Source organism: Klebsiella michiganensis (genome assembly GCA_000963575.1).
Lineage (GTDB): Bacteria > Pseudomonadota > Gammaproteobacteria > Enterobacterales > Enterobacteriaceae > Cedecea > Cedecea michiganensis_A.
In genome coordinates this window covers 31,017-50,372 of sequence record CP011077.1, presented here as the reverse complement: position 1 = coordinate 50,372, position 19,356 = coordinate 31,017, and the positions used below count along the sequence as shown (strand labels likewise).

Below are 19,356 nucleotides of genomic sequence, written 5' to 3'. Positions count from 1 at the left end.
ACGCACAACTACTCTTTAAATTTAGCCACATAATAGTTAAAGTAATTTAGAACACCCTGCAGATAAAGCTTTTGATTGAATTTATGTTTTGCAGAGTATCGATATTGATGGCTGTTTATGGGCTTTAAAAGCTCGACATTACGCCAGGGTGAAGCTTCTTTCGCTGTTAAAAAACTCAGAGAAACGGGATAAGTGGCCCAGTCATGCCAAGGTTTTGTCGGCCCGACATAATGAATAAAAACAGTTTCATTAGTGACAGGATTCACTACGTTATCTTTCAGCTCATAATTAATACTGAAACGAGTATTATACTTTCCTTCAATGAAATTAACTTTCCCTACCAACAGGACATTCAGAACATCCTGGTCAAGGTGAGTGATTTTTTCTACCCACTGGGGATCTCGCAGCATTTCTATTGCTTTAGAAGAAATATTGTTGATATTCCATTCATTGATGTTTATAAGCAAAAAACCCGCATTGAAGTAACCGGACATCAACTCTGGTGTCGAAAGCGTTGTGGCCCGATTCGACCACCACTCGATATCCCTCTCCACAACCACAGCGGCAATTTCATTCTCTGCAAAAACATAATCGACTAACGGCTGAATACTACCTTTGCAGGCGATATCCGCATCCAGATAAAGAAGCTTATCAACTTTGTGATAAAGATAATCTGCAATTATAAAACGGAAGTATGTCGCGTAACTCCAGTTTTTTGTGCTCGGTAACGATTTTAGCTTCTCACAGTTAATCACATAGATATTAATATGTGTTTTATATTGCTTAGCTAATTCTTCAAATCGAGTCTGATCGGCCTCACTGAATGAGTCAGTGAATACATGAAACTCAAAAAATGCAGATGCATTACTCAACAATACGGAGGAAATTGCAACGCCACACCCGAAAAGGAAATTTTTATCAATACCAAATGCTATATTTAGAACATTGGTGGCATTCTTTTCCTGGTAGTTAAAATCGAAAACCGAAAGGATGATATCTTCATCACTGAATTGAGACATTTTGATTCTTATCCGACTAAGATGAATAGACGACTGTAACCGGCAAGGGCGCCCTTCACAGGCTACTACAATGATTTTCTAATCGTTCGTTCTTTGATTTTTTCTGCTTTATCTTCTGCTTTAGCCAGCAGTGCATGTTCTATTTCTATCACTTCTCTAAGTGACTTATTAGAATACGTCATCATAAAGCGCCAAATATCTCGCTGCGTCAGCCCAATATTCATCGATGAAAAATAGAGTCCAATGAGATCTTTGTCCCGCCAGCGCCGAGGAACTTTTCCTCGAATTTGCGCACGATGCAGATCAATCACCGAAATTTTCAGATCGCTTTCCTGACCAGTAAAAGGTAGATGCAATAAGAAATGACAAATGTAACAATCGCGATGATTTACACCGCCACCGTGCATTTTACGCATCATCGAGGCAACACGCCCAATCAGCATCCGCTTAATTTTTACATCAGGTGGATTCGTCGCCCAACCAACGCAGTAATCTTCGAGACTGATCGTGGGCGTTAAATCTTCCGTAATGATAAACGACGTTTTGTTGATTGGATTTAACCCTTTTTCACCAAAACCAACGCCCTGCATCGTATCGACATCCAGGGCTTTCAGTCGATGAATCGCCTTCCACTCACGATCGGCCCCTAATACCGGCATTCGCAGTGAAATAAGATTTTTTATCACTTCTTTGAGAGATGTTCCCTGGTGCCATTTTAGGAAATAGCTTTTTCCTGCGGTCTCGAAACGCAACGTGCGGCGTGTTTCCAGTTCGCGAAAAACTTCCCCCTGAAGTTTTCTGACTTCAGCAAAAACGTCTTTACCTCTCCAAAGAGAGGTAAAAGGTTCTTTTAACTCAACCACGCGACTCTCCCACAATGATATCTGCTGCCTTTTCAGCCAGGCTATAAATATCCTGGGTTGAGGCATAATGACGAGCGTGCTCAGCCCAGCCCTGACGCTGCTCTGTATTACCCAGAACCCCAGACAAAGTCTCATTAAGCGAAGCCTGGCTAAACGGTTCTTGGATTACAGCCCCACATTTAGCGTCTGCGATATAATGTGCATAGCCGCAAACTTCCGTCACAAGGATAGGCAATCCGGCAGCTATTGCCTCAAGTAAGACAATACCGGCAGCTTCCTGATAGGCAGGATGAATCAAAACATCAGCAGCCATCATCAGTTCAGACACATCATCTCTTCCGGAGAAGAAACTAATCCGGCTCTCTACGCCACGTTTCTGCGCTAATGCCTTAAACCGCCCGGGTTTATCCTGGCCGACGACAAACAGAGTGGTTCTACTACGGATGGCTTCAGGCAAAGCAGCCAGTGCTTCAATAGAGCGATCAACGCCTTTACGTGAGAAATCGGAGCCTACCTGTAAAACAAGGTAGTCATTCACACCAATGCCGTTTTTTTCTCTATAACGCTCCCGGCTACCATGTGGGTGGTTGTCGAATCGACGATCGGGGTAAATACCTGGAGGCAGGATCAGAAAACGTGAAGATTCCGTACCATAGTGTTTTTCAAAATCAGCAATTTGCTTATCAGTCAGCATCAACAACTTGGTTGATTTACCTTTCTCGAATGTGGCTTTTTCAAACTGTGAATAATGCCGATATCGCGAGGTCAGGCGATAAAAGAAACCTTTCTCTTTTGCTACTTTTTCGGCGTAACAAACGTCTGCAGCATAATAAATATCGAGATCCGGCATCTTATTAAAGCCAACCACGCGGTCTACCGGATGCTGGCGCAGTTGTGCCTTCACCCATTGATAATATTCAGCATTACGACCGTGGTTTGTTTTTGAACGCACAGGAACGATAATAATATCAAAGGCATCAGGTTTCTCACCCTGCCAGGACTGCACATAAACCCGGACTTTATGCCCACGCGATGCAACAGCCCCGGCAATACGCATAAAATCGCGCTGCAGGCCGCCAAAGGGAAAATATTTATACAGGCAAAAAGCAACTGTCATCACGCTTCGTCTCTTGGTGGTCGTGCCGCAGCGACAGGCAGCATTTTAGAAATGGCGGCAATAACATCCTCAGCAGGGATCACCGACATATATTTTTTATTGCGGTCTAGCTGGGCACGAGACGGCATAGATTGATAGTTACCTGCCCAGAATTGCGTGATTTGCTCTGTCCATGGGCGCCAGTAAACATGGTCCGTTGCACCAAACAGGCTTATGACAGGCGTTTTTACCGCCGCGGCGATATGCCCCGGCGCAGAATCTACCCCAATAAACAATGCCGCATGATCGATTAATGCGCCCAACTCAGGGAAAGTTGTTTTGCCGGCAAGCGCCACAACGGGCGGCTTTTTGCACCCTTGAGCTATCTCATTAACACAGGCGAGATCGTCACTACCCGGTCCAGAGGTCAATACAACCGGGAATTCCTCATCCTGCAAGTAATCAATAACCTGAGAAAACTTATCATTGTCCCAGCACTTGAATAGCTGTCGGGCCGTCGGCTGAATAACAACATATCTGTCTGCAACATTTTCAGCATCAAGCATTTCACGGATCTTTTGCCAGTCGGCCTGAGTGTAGTACAACGCTGTTTCTGTACAAAAATCAGTAATTCCTAAAGGCGACAGTACTGAGAGGCTCGCTTCAACGACATGTTTGCCAACGACAGGGGCAAGGTGAGTGAAGCTTTTTTTCCAGAATGAAGACTGCCGGTGAGCGTAGTCCTGGGAAATTTTTACTGCCGGGCCCAGGCAGCGAACCATCAATGCTACGCTCCACTGATCGGTCAGATTTACGATCAGGTCATAGTGATTGTTTCGCAGGCGACGCACCAAAGAGAGAAAATTGCTGATTTTCTTTCCTGTTTTAACACCCTTGTTGCTTATACCGTAGCCCGCATTTATTTCTGGGTTCCCAGAAAGAATGGGAAGGGTATCCTGGTACTGCAGGACATCTATTTTTGCTTCAGGATAGTTGCGCTTAAGGGTGCTGATCACCGGCGTTGTCAGCAACATATCGCCGTGAAAGCGCATTTTAATCACCAAAATTCTTTTAAATGTCGTATTCACCGTCAGCTCTTAATCTCAGCAATACCGAAAAATAAAAAACACGCTACCGCCCCAGGCTCCACAGCTACCTGTTCACTGACAACGTGTTCATTTTTACGTGTAGTGTATCACTTATCGCCACCCATTCCGAAGGATACGAATGCCAACACAACGCAGTGATAACTAGATGAATTAAAATGGATTTACATCATTAAACGCCAAGACAATCCAACTTTTGATTTTTGTACAACGCCTCAATCCGATAATTGCCCGGCAATACATATCTTTGACGATACCCATCAACCCGGTTTTCGCCCAATTTCCGCAAAAGTAATGGCAAAGCTCAGGTTAAATACATAGAATCCCCAGCACATTCATAATGCCAGCCGTGTCCTATGCTCCAATTGCTTTACACCATACTGCTTTACCTCATACAGCCACTCATCTGGCTGCGATTGTGGGTGCGCGGTCGTAAAGCTCCGGCATACCGCAAACGCATCGGCGAGCGCTACGGCTTTTATAAAAAGCCGCTCAAGCCCGGCGGCATCATGCTGCATTCGGTCTCGGTGGGTGAAACACTGGCCGCAATCCCTCTGGTTCGCGCTCTTCGTCACCGCTATCCAGAGTTGCCGATTACCGTCACGACAATGACACCAACCGGCTCAGAAAGAGTCATGTCCGCATTCGGAGAAGACGTTCAGCACGTCTATCTGCCTTACGATTTACCGTGTGCGCTAAACCGTTTCCTGGATAAAGTCGATCCCAAGCTAGTGCTTATTATGGAGACCGAACTTTGGCCAAACCTGATAGCCGCGCTACACAAACGCTATATTCCGCTAGTGATTGCCAATGCCAGACTTTCCGCACGCTCGGCGAAAGGCTACGCAAAACTGGGTGACTTTGTCCGAACGCTGCTGCAGCGTATTACGCTTATCGCCGCGCAGAACGAAGAAGACGGTGAACGCTTCATCTCGCTAGGCGCAAAACGAAGCCAATTGACGGTTACCGGCAGCCTTAAATTTGATATCTCTGTAACGCCACAGCTGGCCGCTCGCGCCGTCACACTTCGCCGCCAGTGGGCACCGCACCGCCCTGTCTGGATAGCAACCAGCACGCATGAAGGCGAAGAAAGCATTGTCGTGCAGGCTCATCAGTCGCTTTTAAAGCAGTTTCCTAATTTATTACTGATTCTTGTTCCACGTCACCCGGAACGCTTCCCTGACGCCATCAATCTGGTCAGAAATGCAGGATTGAGCTTCATCACTCGCTCTTCTGGGGAAGTTCCATCCTCCAGCACGCAGGTCGTCATTGGCGATACAATGGGTGAACTGATGCTGCTCTACGGTATTGCCGATTTGGCCTTTGTGGGGGGGTCGTTAGTTGAACGTGGTGGTCATAACCCACTCGAACCTGCCGCACACGCTATTCCAGTGTTAATGGGGCCACATACCTTTAATTTCAAAGATATCTGTGCGCGTCTGTCCAAGGCAGATGGCCTAATCACCGTGACCGACGAGCAGTCATTAGTAAAAGAGATTGCGTCTTTGCTCACAGATGAGGATTATCGTAACTTCTACGGGCGCCATGCTGTGGAAGTGCTTTACCAGAACCAGGGTGCATTACAGCGCCTGTTGCAGCTACTGGAACCTTATCTCCCCCCTAAAACACACTAAGGTCAGATATGCAAAAGCGGGCAATCTATCCGGGGACTTTCGATCCTATCACCAACGGTCATATTGATATCGTTACCCGTGCAGCCAGTATGTTTGACCAGGTGATCCTTGCGATTGCGGCAAGCCCCAGCAAAAACGCCTTGTTCACCCTGGATGAACGCGTCGCGCTGGCACAGCAGGCGATTGCACATTTACCTAACGTTCAGGTTCTGGGCTTCAGCGATTTAATGGCAAGCTTTGCACGCAACCAGCAGGCAAACGTCCTGGTGCGTGGGCTACGTACCGCGGCAGATTTTGAATATGAGATGCAGCTGGCACATATGAATCGCCATCTCATGCCCGAACTGGAAAGCGTCTTCCTGATGCCGTCGAAAGAGTGGTCGTTTGTCTCTTCTTCCCTGGTCAAAGAAGTGGCACGCCATCACGGGGACGTCGCGCACTTCCTGCCTGAACATGTCTGTAAAGCGCTTATCGAAAGGCTTAAATAGCTATCGCTGACAGCGGCGGCAATAGTAAGTGCTACGCTGTGCGTGCTTAGCGGCAACAATTGGCGTACCACATACACGGCAAGGCTCTCCTTCTCGCCCATATACCTGCAGCTCCTGAGCAAAATAGCCTGGTTTACCATCAGACTGGAGGAAGTCTTTTAAAGTCGTTCCACCTTGCTCTATTGAGCGTTGCAACACCGCTTTGATCGCTGCAACCAGGGTTTCAGACTCTTTTTTTGATAACGACTGCGCGCTGCGGTCAGGATGGATCCCCGCCGCGAACAAAGATTCGCTGGCATAGATATTCCCCACTCCCACAACCAATTTGTTATCCATCAGCCAGGGCTTAATGGCCGTTTTCTTTTTGGCAGATTTTTCGCGCAAGTATTCTGCACTGAATGCCTCACTCAGCGGCTCTGGCCCAAGATGTGCCAATACGTTGCTGCCTTCAAGCTCTTTGACCCATAGCCAGGCGCCAAAGCGGCGGGGATCGGTATAGCGGAGGACTTTACCATTACTCATGATCAGATCGACATGATCGTGTTTTTCCGCGGGAAGCTCTTCCGCGAGGATCCTCAGACTACCGGACATTCCCAAGTGAATGATTATCCAGCCATCCGGAAGCTCCAGCAGCAAATACTTTGCGCGTCGCTGCACGCTTAGCACCGGTTTATCGCTCAAGGCATGTATTTCATCAGAAACCGGCCAGCGCAGCCGGGCATTACGTACCACGGCATGCAAGATGGTTTCACCCACCAGGTGCGGCTCAATACCGCGTCGACTGGTTTCTACCTCTGGTAATTCAGGCATCTCTCCTCCGAAAAGCAGACATAAAAAAACCCGGCCTGAGCCGGGTTTCTTCAACAAAGTTACCAGAATTATTTAATTTTGGCTTCTTTGTATACAACGTGCTGACGGACAACTGGATCGAACTTTTTCAGTTCCAGTTTTTCCGGCTTAGTACGTTTGTTCTTCGTGGTGGTATAGAAGTGACCAGTACCAGCAGAAGAAACCAGCTTGATTTTCTCACGAATACCTTTAGCCATGATTTATTTCCTCTAAGTACTTAGTACTTTTCGCCACGGGCACGCAGTTCGGACAGAACTGTATCGATGCCTTTCTTATCGATTACACGCATACCTTTAGCAGATACACGCAGGGTGACAAAACGCTTCTCGCTCTCAACCCAGAAACGGTGAGAGTGCAGGTTCGGCAGGAAACGGCGTTTAGTCGCGTTCAGTGCGTGGGAACGGTTATTACCGGTCGCCGGACGCTTGCCAGTAACTTGGCAGACTCGGGACATGTCTATTCTCCAAAAATCAAATTAGCTCGAGCTTCGTATAGGGTTAGGCGCCTCGTCAGGCTGCAAGCCTGGTCCCTGGCGGTTCAATGTGAACCACAGTGCCAGGCGCATAATGCCAAACCCGAGATTCTCAAAGGTGGCGTAGTATACGCTGTGTGAGGCATGTGCTCAAGTCCCGAACAGACAAAGATCCCTATGGATCGCGCCTGATGGCTTAAATCCACCCTCGTTCAGCGAAAGAAACGTATTCTCCGTGACCAATAACCAGATGATCAAGCACTCGAATTTCCATAAACAGGCAAACTTTCACGATGCGTTCCGTAATAGCCCGGTCTGCTTTACTGGGTTCGGCCTTACCTGACGGGTGGTTGTGCGCCAGTATAATGGCACCGGCGTTGCATTTCATCGCTTCGCGGACAATTTCTCTCGGATGAACTTCAACGTGGCTTAGCGTGCCGGCGAACAAACGCTCACATTTAATAACCTGATGCTGGTTATTCAAAAACAGCACCATAAAGATTTCACGCTGTTCGGTCGTCAGCTGACTCTGAACATACTCCCGCACTTTCTCGGGCGTAAGCAAAGAGAGCTCTTTGACGCCCTGAGATGAATAATAACGCCTCGCCAGCTCGGCAATCGCGTTTAGTTGGGTGTATTTTGCTTCGCCAATCCCCTTCACTTTTTTGAAATGGGAATAATCTGCCGACAACAAACGGTGCAGGGAACCAAACTTACGCAACAGCATATTGGCGAAAACAAGAACATGCATCCCCTGGTGGCCCGTGCGCAGAAAGAGTGCCAGCAGTTCTGTGTCCGTGAGAGAACCGACACCAAATTGCAGCAGTTTTTCCCTGGGTAAATACGCTTCTTCAATCTCAAGATCCCTGTCCATCACATACTCCTTCTGTTATCACCCTCATCATGCGGCCTTTTTTCTTGTCAGGCGACCAGCGGGTTTTGCTCTTGCGTAGCGCCTCGCAAACTGCAAAAAGGCGCATGTCAGGGATTGTGATAAAATGGCGATTCGACTGTGACCTCCAACGGATAAAAATCATGATGGGACTTTCCGGCAAGAAAATTGTTCTTGGTGTCAGCGGCGGTATTGCTGCCTATAAAACACCTGAGCTGGTTCGTCGTCTGCGCGATCGCGGAGCGGATGTACGAGTGGTAATGACCGAGGCGGCGAAGGCCTTCATCACGCCACTAAGTTTACAGGCAGTGTCCGGTTATCCGGTGTCCGACAGTTTGCTAGATCCCGCGGCAGAAGCTGCCATGGGCCACATCGAACTCGGCAAATGGGCAGATTTAGTGATACTGGCACCCGCAACGGCAGACCTGATCGCCCGCGTGGCTGCTGGAATGGCAAACGACCTGGTCAGCACTATCTGCCTGGCAACCCCCGCTCCGGTTGCCGTTGTTCCGGCAATGAACCAACAAATGTTCCGCGCGGCGGCCACCCAACATAATCTGGGCGTGCTAAGCGCCCGGGGTCTTTTGATTTGGGGCCCGGATAGCGGGAGCCAGGCCTGTGGCGATATTGGACCGGGCCGGATGTTGGATCCGCTAACGCTGGTTGATATGGCCGTTGAACATTTCTCCGTAGTCAAAGATCTGCAACATCTGAACGTCATGATTACCGCCGGCCCAACTCGCGAACGCCTGGATCCCGTCAGATACATTACTAACGACAGCTCGGGAAAAATGGGGTTTGCTATCGCTGCAGCAGCGGCAGCTCGCGGGGCCAACGTCACCCTGATTTCAGGCCCGGTAAATCTGCCTACTCCGGCATGGGTTAACCGTATTGACGTCACTACAGCACTGGAAATGAATGAGGCGGTCCAAAAACGCGCCGTCGGGCAGCATATATTCATTGGCTGTGCCGCCGTTGCCGACTATCGAGCAGCCGTGGTTGCGGACGAGAAAATTAAAAAGCAAGGCGATGAAATTACGATAAAAATGGTCAAAAACCCGGATGTTGTTGCGGGAGTGGCGGCACTTTCAGAAGGACGTCCCTATGTCGTAGGGTTTGCCGCCGAAACAAATAATGTGGAAGAATACGCCCGGAAAAAGCGTGCCGCTAAAAACCTGGATCTGATCTGCGCCAATGACGTATCTCAGAATAATCAGGGCTTTAATAGCGACAATAACGCATTGCACCTTTTCTGGCAGGAGGGAGACAAAGTCTTACCGCTTGAGCGTAAAGCACTCCTTGGCCACCTTTTACTGGACGAGATCGTTACCCGCTATGATGAAAAAAATCGACGTTAAAATTCTGGACCCGCGAGTTGGTCAGCAATTCCCATTACCAACTTACGCCACCTCCGGCTCTGCCGGTCTTGACCTGCGCGCTTGCCTGGATGACGCCGTAGAACTTGCACCTGGTGCAACCACGCTGCTGCCAACCGGCCTGGCTATTCACATTGCTGACGCCTCCCTGGCCGCGGTCATCCTGCCTCGCTCCGGTCTGGGCCACAAACACGGCGTTGTGCTGGGTAACCTGGTGGGGCTGATTGACTCCGATTATCAAGGTCAGTTGATGGTTTCTGTGTGGAACCGCGGCCAGGACAGCTTCACTATTCAGCCTGGTGAACGCATTGCACAGATGGTCTTTGTGCCTGTTGTGCAGGCCGAATTTAACCTGGTCGAAGATTTTGACGCCAGCGACCGTGGCGAAGGCGGCTTTGGCCATTCAGGCCGCCAGTAATACCGTTTTATCAACGTAACCCTACCGCGCAGATAACGTTAAAACAGACCGCAAACCAGGCGTTTGCGGGCGCGGTTCGGTGCTTACCTGACAAGGTATTTTTCAGGGGTATTTTAGAACATGGCAGAAAAACAGACCGCGAAAAGGAATCGTCGCGAGGAAATACTTCAGTCTCTGGCCCAAATGCTCGAATCCAGCGACGGCAGCCAACGCATTACGACCGCTAAACTGGCAGCAACCGTAGGCGTGTCGGAAGCCGCACTTTATCGGCATTTTCCCAGCAAAATGAAAATGTTCGATAGCCTGATTGAGTTTATCGAAGATAGCCTGATAACTCGTATCAACCTGATTCTGAAAGATGAAAAAGACACCCTGGCTCGCCTGCGGTTGATCGTGCTTTTGGTATTGGGTTTTGGTGAACGGAATCCGGGCCTGACGCGCATTCTCACCGGTCACGCGCTGATGTTTGAACAGGACCGTCTGCAGGATCGTATCAACCAGCTTTTTGAACGCATTGAGGTTCAACTGCGCCAGGTTATGCGTGAAAAGAAAATGCGCGAAGGCGAAGGGTTTAGCACCGATGAGGCCCTGTTGGCGAGCCAGCTGCTGGCTTTCTGTGAAGGAATGCTGTCTCGATTTGTGAGAAGTGATTTCCGCTATCTGCCCACGGATGATTTTGATACCCGCTGGCCGCTGATTGCCGCTCAGCTTTACTAGTAAAAAGGGCCGGCAGGCCCTTTTTACTGCCGGATTTATACGCCAAACTCTTCGCGATATTGACGCACCGCCGCCAGCTTGTCGGCCATTTCTGGCTTTTCTTCCAGATAAGAAATCAGGTCTTTAAGCGTGATGATCGAGATGACTTTGCACTGATAATCGCGCTCAACTTCCTGAATGGCGGAGATATCCGCACGGCCACGCTCCTGCCGGTCGAGAGAAATAAGAACCCCTGCCAGGCTCGCACCGTTCGCGGCAATAATCTCCATTGACTCACGAATAGCGGTCCCGGCGGTTATCACGTCGTCCACCAGCATAACGCGGCCCTGAAGCGCACTGCCCACCAGATTACCGCCTTCGCCATGATCTTTTGCCTCTTTGCGGTTAAAGCAGTAAGGCACATCGCGCTCATGGTGCTCAGCCAGCGCCACCGCAGTCGTTGTCGCGATAGGAATGCCTTTATAGGCCGGGCCAAAGAGCAGGTCAAAATCGATACCGGCATCCATCAGCGCGGCAGCATAGAAACGCCCTAATAACGCCAGATCGCGCCCGGTATTAAACAGCCCGGCGTTGAAGAAATAGGGGCTGGTACGCCCGGATTTCAGCGTGAACTCGCCAAACTTGAGTACCTGTTTGTTAAGCGCAAACTCAATAAACTGGCGCTGATACGGTTTCATGGATTTGCTCCTTAGCATTGTGACACGGACATAAAAAAAGCGACTTCTCAGTCGCTTTTAAAAAATTAATTTTCTAACGCCGCCTTCTGCGACGCGATGATGGAATCAATTCCCCCTCGAGCCAGCGCCAGCAGCGCCAGTAGCTCTTCGTGGGAGAACGGCTCGCCTTCCGCGGTGCCCTGCACCTCAATCATGCGCCCGTCTTCCATCATGACAACATTCATATCGGTTTCGGCTGCCGAGTCTTCGACATATTCCAGGTCGCAGAGAGCTTCACCGTTGACGATACCAACGGAAACCGCCGCCACCATCCCTTTCATTGGGTTAGTTTTCAGTTTACCAGAAGCGACCAGACCGTTTAACGCATCGGCCAGCGCTACGCAGGCACCGGTGATAGAAGCCGTACGGGTACCGCCATCGGCCTGCAGAACGTCGCAGTCCAGGGTGATGGTAAATTCACCTAATGCTTTTAAATCCACCGCCGCGCGTAATGAGCGGGCGATAAGACGTTGAATCTCGAGAGTACGGCCCCCTTGTTTGCCTTTTGCCGCTTCACGGGCATTGCGGCTATGGGTTGCACGCGGCAGCATGCCGTATTCAGCGGTGATCCATCCCTGGCCCTGGCCTTTCAGAAAGCGAGGTACGCCTTCTTCAAGGGTCGCAGTGCACAGCACTTTGGTATCACCGAACTCGACAAGCACGGAGCCTTCAGCGTGTTTAGTGTAATGACGGGTCAGGGTAACTGGGCGCACTTGTTCGGCGCTACGACCTGATGGACGCATGGGCTTCTCTCCGGCTAAAACGAATGTGGCTGCGCATTATACGGACTTCAGGCGCTTATTCCTATCCTGCAAGACCCCTGATGGCTATAATCCCCCCATACATTAGCTGAAAACGGGTACGTACTATGATCCGCAGTATGACCGCCTACGCCCGGCGTGAAGTAAAAGGTGAATGGGGCTCTGCCTCCTGGGAATTACGCTCGGTAAACCAGCGCTATCTCGAAACGTATATCCGCATGCCGGAACAGTTCCGTAGTCTTGAACCCGTAGCTCGTGAGCGCATTCGCAACCGCCTCACACGCGGCAAAATTGAGTGCAACCTGCGCTTTGAACCTGATGCTCGAGCGCAAGGGTCGCTGATCCTTAACGAAAAACTGGCTAAGCAACTGGTTGAAGCCGCTAACTGGGTCAAAATGCAAAGCGATGAAGGTGAAATCAACCCGGTTGATATTCTTCGCTGGCCAGGCGTGATGGCAGCTCAGGAGCAAGATCTTGATGCCATTACCGCTGAAATTCTTTCCGCTCTCGATGGCGCGCTGGATGATTTTATTGTTGCCCGCGAAACCGAAGGTCAGGCGCTGAAAGCGCTGATTGAACAACGTCTGGAAGGCGTTAGCACCGAGGTGGTTAAAGTCCGCGCTCAAATGCCAGAAGTTGTGAAATGGCAGCGCGAGCGCCTGGTTAACAAGCTGGAAGAAGCCGAAGTTCAGCTTGAGAACAACCGCCTTGAACAAGAATTGGTGCTGATGGCACAGCGCATTGACGTAGCGGAAGAGCTGGACCGCCTGGAAGCCCACGTCAAAGAGACTTACAACATCCTGAAAAAGAAAGAAGCCGTGGGCCGCCGCCTCGACTTTATGATGCAGGAGTTTAACCGCGAGTCGAATACGCTGGCCTCTAAGTCTATCAATGCCGACGTGACCAATTCAGCTATCGAGCTGAAAGTGCTGATCGAGCAGATGCGCGAGCAGATTCAGAACATCGAATAGCGAGATATAAGCCTGCGCTCAGCAGGCTTTTTCTTTTGAGCCGTACCAGCTATACGCCAACAGTTGCTCCGCAGTGATGAGATCCACCTTTTCAAGCTGAAAAGCTACCGCTCTCGAAGAACAGTCAAGCTCCCCCACAGCGCCACTTTGAATAATTTTACTCATCCATTACTACCAAAAAGAATCAATCAAACCCTATAAATAAAGAACAAAACTTATATTTTGAATAAGTAAAACTAATCCTTTTTCATTCGACTTAGAAAATCTCAATCGTGACGTGGTGCACAAAACGTTACCCTCTGCCGGTATTCTGAGGGGACAAACATGCTGCTACACATCCTTTATCTGATTGGTATCACGGCGGAAGCCATGACCGGAGCACTGGCCGCCGGGCGTCGCCGCATGGATACATTTGGCGTCATTATTATCGCCACTGCCACAGCGCTGGGCGGCGGTTCAGTCCGCGATATTCTGCTGGGCCACTATCCCCTAGGCTGGGTGAAACATCCTGAGTACGTTGTGATTGTTGCCGTAGCGGCAGTACTTACAACCATCATGGCTCCGGTAATGCCACACCTGCGCAAACTCTTTTTGGTTTTGGATGCGCTGGGGCTCGTTGTCTTTTCTATCATCGGTGCGCAGGTTGCTCTGGATATGGGCGAAGGCCCCGTTATTGCGACCATTGCCGCCGTTGTCACCGGCGTCTTTGGGGGCGTGCTGAGGGATATGTTCTGCAAACGTATTCCTCTGGTATTCCAGAAAGAACTGTACGCCGGTATCGCCTTTGCCTCGGCCGTGCTTTATATCGCGCTGCAGCACTACGTCAGCAGCCATGACGTCGTGGTGATTGCCACCTTACTATTCGGATTCACAGCTCGGCTACTGGCCTTGCGCCTGCGGCTTGGGCTGCCTGTATTTCATTACAAGCACGCCGATCACTGACGCTCAAACCCCGGAATGTTGTGCTGGCCAAGTAAAATGGCCAGGGCAACCACCTGTGGATGCCTCATAAAATCGACTAACTGCCTTGCTCGCTTAGCCCCCACCCCGGGTAAAATTTGCCATCGGGATTCATCCCAGCCCCCAAGCTGCTGCCAGCTTTTGTCCTTAAGAGTTTCGTGTGCGCTTCGCGGCAGGGGCATCCCTAACGCCAATACCCAACGAATAAACGGCTGCTTTCGGGATAAAGAAAACTGATGCCATAACAACTCGGCTTTTTTCACCGAGACTCCCGGTAAATCAGACAGCGTCATTCTGTTCAGATCCAGCCATGAAAAAATGTGCTGGAAGCGTGTCGTCATGTGCAAATGCCGCCAGGTGCTTTGACTAACGCCAGCCAAATCCAAAACTGGCTTTTGACTCATCCCTGTGAGGCGGGCGATAAATTGTTCTGCGCATTCGGATGATGCATAGAGGCAAGTCACTGGCGTAAACGCCATCATTTCGGGTACGGACTTGTCTCGCTGACTGACACGCCAGACAACCTCGTCCATGCGAGGTATTCCCTGCCCGGCCAGGCTAATTCTCACTTTATCGCCGGCCACAACATCCCATTCCTGCCAGCGTTTTAGCGAACCGATATTCACACGCCGAACGCGTTTATCGTCGAGCTGGACCGCTTCCAGTTCAAGCACGACAGACACCTTACCCGTTCGCCCAACGGCAAAATCAACGTTACGAACCACAGCGATTTGCTCTGCAGGAGGGTATTTCCATGCTACCGCCCATTCCCCCTGGCCCGGCTGCCAGAATTTAGCCTCAGGTTCACGAGCCTGACGGATCACGATGCCATCCGTGACAAAGGGAAGCGGCTGGCGAAACCAGCTCTCGCGTAAGCGAGCAATCTCATCAATATTTATTACTGGTTTCGACCATTCAGAAGTTAATGAAAAACCAGCGTCACGTAATGCTCTTCCTTTTTCAACAAGGCTTTCGGGGCCATCAGGCCATGCCCAGATAAAAATGCCCAGCGCGTTTGGAGCACTGACCGCCCCGGTACGAAGCATTTCTCCGGCAACTTTAGATCTCGCATTCACTCCCCCGACCTGGCTTTGAATATGACCATCTCGTTTCAGGAAAAGCTCGCCTTGCAATACGCTGTTCGCAAGAGGCCCGGCCAGATGAAGTGGTATGGCATTAATACCGGCAGCTTTGTGCGTCCAGTCCTCTCCGTTAATGCCGTTACCACGGCTTAGCATTTTCACCAGCCGGCCATGCTGGTAGACCAACGTGATTGCCACCCCGTCAATTTTGGGCTGTACCCATAAACTCCGACGGCCTGCTGCCCATAACTCGACGGCTCGTTTATCCGGTAACTTTTTTAGCCCGGTGTGCGCAACGGGGTGAGTTGAGTTTCCTGCCGCTCCCATCCTTGCAGATTCAGCCTCTTCTCTCTGTTTAATGCAGCGCCGCCAGGTGGACAGCGTCTCCTTTAAATCATCGTAAACGGCATCGCTCACCAGACTCTTTCCCTGCTGGTAATAGGCGTCATCCCAAAGAGCTAGCTGATGTGCAAGCCTTTCTATCTCCTTCTGCGTTCTGACATCAGGCCATGCCGGACACGATGCCGAAGCAGCGGACGTGGCGCTAAGCAAAACAACGATAAATGCTAATACTGTCCCTTTCATGCAGCCCCCATTGTTTTTCTCAGGGGAGGTATAACCGGGCCTGGCATTAATCACGAGCATGAAAGATCCCGCATACGAGATGCGTCCCTAAAAACCAACCTCGTTGCATTGAGAGTGACAAAAAAGCGGAAAACATCACGTAAAACACGAGAAAAAACGTGTCAGATAATGACAAAACCTACGTACTGAGGCAGCGGTGTGTATAATATGCCGGTAGACGCTCTTCCTTTTATGCATACCGATTAAGTTAGAACTCATGGCTCAAGGCACGCTTTATATTGTTTCCGCTCCTAGTGGCGCGGGTAAATCCAGCCTCATCCAGGCTTTGTTAAAGACACAACCGCTGTATGACACCCAGGTTTCCATCTCTCATACCACCCGTGGTGTGCGCCCAGGTGAAAATCACGGGGAACATTACTTCTTCGTCAGTAAAGACGAATTCAAGCAGATGATTGCTGAAGACGCTTTCCTTGAGCATGCGGAAGTGTTTGGTAACTACTACGGTACGTCGCGCCAGGCGATCGAAAATGTACTGGCAACCGGCGTGGATGTATTTTTGGATATCGACTGGCAGGGTGCAGAGCAGATTCGTCAGAAAATGCCTCAATCCCGCAGTATCTTTATTCTGCCGCCGTCAAAAGACGAGCTGGACCGCCGCCTGCGTGGTCGCGGCCAGGACAGCGAAGAGGTGATTGCAAAACGCATGGCGCAAGCCGTTGCGGAAATGAGTCACTATGCGGAGTATGATTACCTTATCGTTAATGATGACTTCGATACTGCCCTGTCTGATTTAAAGATAATCATTCGTGCCGAGCGTCTACGAATGGGTCGCCAAAAGATGCGACATGACGCTTTAATCAGCAAACTATTGGCAGACTGACACCAGTTTCAGTATCATGCCCAGTCATTTCTTCACCTGTGGAGCATTTTAATTATGGCACGCGTAACCGTTCAGGACGCTGTAGAGAAAATTGGTAACCGTTTTGACCTGGTACTTGTGGCCGCGCGTCGCGCTCGTCAGATGCAGGTAGGCGGTAAAGATCCGCTGGTACCGGAAGAAAACGATAAAACGACCGTTATCGCACTGCGTGAAATCGAAGAAGGGTTGATCACCAACCAGATTCTCGATGTTCGTGAGCGCCAGGAACAGCAAGAGCAGGAAGCCGCAGAACTGCAGGCCGTTACTGCTATTGCTGAAGGTCGTCGTTAATTAGCCTGCGGGTAGCCCTTGTATCTGTTTGAAAGCCTGAATCAGCTGATTCAAAACTATCTGCCAGAGGAGCAAATTAAGCGCCTCCGGCAGGCATACCTTGTCGCACGTGATGCTCACGAGGGACAAACACGTTCAAGCGGTGAACCCTATATCACCCATCCCGTCGCCGTTGCCTGTATCCTGGCCGAGATGAAACTCGACCATGAAACGCTAATGGCAGCGCTTCTGCATGACGTGATTGAAGACACCCCGGCCACCTACCAGGATATGGAACAACTGTTTGGCAAAAGCGTTGCCGAGCTGGTGGAAGGGGTTTCTAAGCTAGACAAACTGAAGTTCCGCGATAAGAAAGAGGCTCAGGCCGAAAACTTCCGCAAAATGATCATGGCGATGGTGCAGGATATCCGCGTCATTTTGATCAAGCTTGCTGACCGCACGCACAATATGCGCACGCTTGGGTCATTGCGCCCGGACAAACGTCGCCGTATTGCCCGTGAAACCCTCGAAATTTATAGCCCACTCGCTCACCGCCTCGGTATTCATCATCTGAAAACCGAACTGGAAGAGCTTGGCTTTGAAGCGCTTTACCCGAACCGCTACCGCGTCATTAAAGAAGTGGTAAAAGCGGCGCGAGGTAACCGCAAAGAGATGATTCAAAAAATCCTCTCTGAAATCGACGGGCGTCTTCAGGAAGCCGGCATTGCCTGCCGCGTGAGCGGTCGCGAAAAGCACCTTTACTCCATTTACTGCAAGATGACGCTCAAAGAACAGCGTTTCCATTCGATCATGGATATCTACGCGTTTCGCGTCATCGTCCATGATATGGACACTTGTTATCGCGTCCTCGGGCAGATGCACAGCCTCTACAAACCTCGTCCTGGTCGGGTAAAAGACTACATCGCTATTCCGAAAGCGAACGGCTATCAGTCTCTGCACACCTCAATGATTGGGCCGCACGGCGTCCCGGTTGAAGTGCAAATCCGTACCGAAGACATGGATCAGATGGCGGAAATGGGGGTTGCTGCTCACTGGGCTTATAAGGAGCAGGGCGAAAGCAGCACGACTGCACAAATCCGTGCTCAGCGCTGGATGCAAAGCCTGCTGGAGTTGCAGCAAAGCGCTGGTAGTTCGTTTGAATTTATCGAGAGCGTAAAATCCGATCTATTCCCGGATGAGATTTACGTTTTCACCCCGGAAGGCCGTATTGTAGAGCTGCCCGCAGGCGCAACGCCGGTGGACTTCGCCTACGCGGTACATACCGATATCGGCCACGCCTGCGTAGGCGCACGCGTCGATCGCCAGCCTTATCCGCTTTCACAGTCGTTGACCAGCGGGCAGACTATCGAAATCATCACCGCACCGGGCGCGCGTCCAAACGCCGCATGGCTTAATTTTGTCGTCAGCTCCAAAGCGCGCGCCAAAATTCGCCAGATGCTGAAAAACCTGAAGCGTGATGATTCCGTTAGCTTAGGGCGTCGCCTGCTCAACCATGCGCTCGGTGGCAGCCGTAAACTGGCTGAAATTCCGGCCGAAAATCTCCAGCGTGAACTGGATCGCATGAAGCTTGCATCGCTTGACGACCTGCTGGCCGAGATTGGCCTCGGGAACGCAATGAGCGTCGTCGTGGCAAAAAATCTGCAAGGGGAATCACCGGTTGCCGCTCAGCCAGGCACGGCACCTGCAGCAAATAACAGCAACTTGCCAATCAAAGGTGCGGACGGCGTTCTGATTACCTTCGCCAAGTGCTGCCGCCCGATTCCGGGAGATCCTATCGTCGCTCACGTCAGCCCAGGTAAAGGGTTGGTTATCCATCATGAGTCTTGCCGAAATATTCGTGGCTACCAGAAAGAGCCTGAAAAATTCATGGCCGTGGAGTGGGATAAAGAGACCGAGCAGGAGTTTATCACCGAGATCAAGGTGGACATGTTTAACCACCAGGGTGCGCTGGCCAACCTGACCGCGGCAATCAATACCGCAGCCTCTAACATTCAGAGCCTGAATACCGAAGAGAAAGATGGCCGCGTATACAGCGCCTTCATTCGCCTGACCGCCCGGGATCGTGTCCATCTGGCTAACATCATGCGTAAAATCCGCGTGATGCCGGATGTGATTAAAGTGACCCGCAACAGAAACTAGAG

21 protein-coding genes are annotated in these 19,356 nt (G+C 50.5%); 10 read left to right on the top strand and 11 right to left on the bottom strand.

Features of this window, described 5'->3' with window-relative positions:
- Positions 1-8 precede the first annotated feature (8 nt).
- From VW41_00230 to VW41_00215, 4 genes are all read right to left on the bottom strand, one after another.
- Positions 9-1,019 carry a lipopolysaccharide 1,3-galactosyltransferase gene (locus VW41_00230; GenBank protein AJZ87580.1) on the bottom strand — a complete coding sequence of 337 codons (1,011 nt, stop codon included), beginning with the start codon at positions 1,017-1,019 and terminating at the stop codon, positions 9-11.
- Positions 1,020-1,084: 65 nt separating this feature from the next.
- Positions 1,085-1,882, bottom strand: coding sequence for a heptose kinase (locus tag VW41_00225; protein ID AJZ87579.1), 798 nt, complete (start codon positions 1,880-1,882; stop codon positions 1,085-1,087).
- Complete coding sequence (locus VW41_00220; GenBank protein AJZ87578.1) at positions 1,875-2,999, bottom strand: glucosyltransferase I RfaG; 1,125 nt, start codon at positions 2,997-2,999, stop codon at positions 1,875-1,877. The genes VW41_00225 and VW41_00220 overlap by 8 nt, the downstream gene beginning before the upstream one ends.
- Positions 2,999-4,030, bottom strand: a complete 1,032-nt coding sequence (locus tag VW41_00215; protein AJZ91804.1) for a lipopolysaccharide core heptosyltransferase RfaQ — start codon at positions 4,028-4,030, stop codon at positions 2,999-3,001. The genes VW41_00220 and VW41_00215 overlap by 1 nt, the downstream gene beginning before the upstream one ends.
- 410 nt (positions 4,031-4,440) lie before the next feature.
- On the opposite strand from VW41_00215, the gene VW41_00210 reads away from it, so the two are divergent.
- Together VW41_00210 and coaD are read left to right on the top strand one after the other, a co-directional pair.
- Complete coding sequence (locus VW41_00210; GenBank protein ID AJZ87577.1) at positions 4,441-5,718, top strand: 3-deoxy-D-manno-octulosonic acid transferase; 1,278 nt, start codon at positions 4,441-4,443, stop codon at positions 5,716-5,718.
- Positions 5,719-5,726: 8 nt separating this feature from the next.
- A complete protein-coding gene (coaD, locus tag VW41_00205; protein ID AJZ87576.1) occupies positions 5,727-6,206 on the top strand; it encodes a phosphopantetheine adenylyltransferase in 480 nt (159 codons plus the stop codon).
- Here coaD and VW41_00200 read toward each other — a convergent pair whose 3' ends face one another.
- From VW41_00200 to VW41_00185, 4 genes are all read right to left on the bottom strand, one after another.
- Positions 6,207-7,016, bottom strand: a complete 810-nt coding sequence (locus VW41_00200) for a formamidopyrimidine-DNA glycosylase (protein ID AJZ87575.1) — start codon at positions 7,014-7,016, stop codon at positions 6,207-6,209.
- 68 nt (positions 7,017-7,084) lie between these two features.
- Entirely contained in the window at positions 7,085-7,252 is a 168-nt protein-coding gene (gene rpmG / locus VW41_00195) for a 50S ribosomal protein L33 (protein ID AJZ87574.1), read from the bottom strand.
- A 20-nt stretch (positions 7,253-7,272) separates the two neighbouring features.
- On the bottom strand, positions 7,273-7,509 hold the full coding sequence (gene rpmB, locus VW41_00190; protein AJZ87573.1) for a 50S ribosomal protein L28: 237 nt from the start codon (positions 7,507-7,509) through the stop codon (positions 7,273-7,275).
- 214 nt (positions 7,510-7,723) lie between these two features.
- Positions 7,724-8,401, bottom strand: coding sequence for a hypothetical protein (locus tag VW41_00185; protein AJZ87572.1), 678 nt, complete (start codon positions 8,399-8,401; stop codon positions 7,724-7,726).
- Between the two features lie 161 nt (positions 8,402-8,562).
- On the opposite strand from VW41_00185, the gene VW41_00180 reads away from it, so the two are divergent.
- From VW41_00180 to slmA, 3 genes are all read left to right on the top strand, one after another.
- Positions 8,563-9,777 (top strand): bifunctional phosphopantothenoylcysteine decarboxylase/phosphopantothenate synthase, encoded by a 1,215-nt coding sequence (locus VW41_00180; protein AJZ87571.1) that lies wholly within the window; start codon positions 8,563-8,565, stop codon positions 9,775-9,777.
- Entirely contained in the window at positions 9,755-10,213 is a 459-nt protein-coding gene (locus VW41_00175) for a deoxyuridine 5'-triphosphate nucleotidohydrolase (protein ID AJZ87570.1), read from the top strand. The genes VW41_00180 and VW41_00175 overlap by 23 nt, the downstream gene beginning before the upstream one ends.
- A 120-nt stretch (positions 10,214-10,333) precedes the next feature.
- A complete protein-coding gene (gene slmA / locus VW41_00170; GenBank protein ID AJZ87569.1) occupies positions 10,334-10,930 on the top strand; it encodes a division inhibitor protein in 597 nt (198 codons plus the stop codon).
- Between the two features lie 35 nt (positions 10,931-10,965).
- Here slmA and pyrE read toward each other — a convergent pair whose 3' ends face one another.
- Together pyrE and rph are read right to left on the bottom strand one after the other, a co-directional pair.
- Positions 10,966-11,607, bottom strand: a complete 642-nt coding sequence (gene pyrE / locus VW41_00165; protein AJZ87568.1) for an orotate phosphoribosyltransferase — start codon at positions 11,605-11,607, stop codon at positions 10,966-10,968.
- A gap of 65 nt (positions 11,608-11,672) precedes the next feature.
- A complete protein-coding gene (gene rph / locus VW41_00160; protein ID AJZ87567.1) occupies positions 11,673-12,389 on the bottom strand; it encodes a ribonuclease PH in 717 nt (238 codons plus the stop codon).
- 125 nt (positions 12,390-12,514) lie between these two features.
- Between rph and VW41_00155 the strand changes: the two genes are divergently transcribed.
- On the top strand, positions 12,515-13,378 hold the full coding sequence (locus VW41_00155; GenBank protein ID AJZ87566.1) for a hypothetical protein: 864 nt from the start codon (positions 12,515-12,517) through the stop codon (positions 13,376-13,378).
- Positions 13,379-13,702: 324 nt separating this feature from the next.
- Positions 13,703-14,320: a membrane protein gene (locus VW41_00150; protein AJZ87565.1), complete on the top strand. Its 618-nt coding sequence runs from the start codon at positions 13,703-13,705 to the stop codon at positions 14,318-14,320.
- Here the strand turns inward: VW41_00150 and ligB are convergent.
- Positions 14,314-16,005, bottom strand: coding sequence for an NAD-dependent DNA ligase LigB (gene ligB, locus VW41_00145; protein AJZ91803.1), 1,692 nt, complete (start codon positions 16,003-16,005; stop codon positions 14,314-14,316). The two genes, VW41_00150 and ligB, sit on opposite strands and share 7 nt — an antisense overlap.
- Positions 16,006-16,261: 256 nt before the next feature.
- Between ligB and VW41_00140 the strand changes: the two genes are divergently transcribed.
- The 3 genes from VW41_00140 to VW41_00130 are packed head-to-tail and all read left to right on the top strand — an operon-like array spanning position 16,262 to position 19,354.
- A complete protein-coding gene (locus VW41_00140) occupies positions 16,262-16,885 on the top strand; it encodes a guanylate kinase (GenBank protein AJZ87564.1) in 624 nt (207 codons plus the stop codon).
- 54 nt (positions 16,886-16,939) lie between these two features.
- Positions 16,940-17,215 (top strand): DNA-directed RNA polymerase subunit omega, encoded by a 276-nt coding sequence (gene rpoZ, locus VW41_00135; protein ID AJZ87563.1) that lies wholly within the window; start codon positions 16,940-16,942, stop codon positions 17,213-17,215.
- 18 nt (positions 17,216-17,233) lie between these two features.
- Entirely contained in the window at positions 17,234-19,354 is a 2,121-nt protein-coding gene (locus VW41_00130) for a (p)ppGpp synthetase (protein ID AJZ87562.1), read from the top strand.
- Positions 19,355-19,356 lie beyond the last annotated feature (2 nt).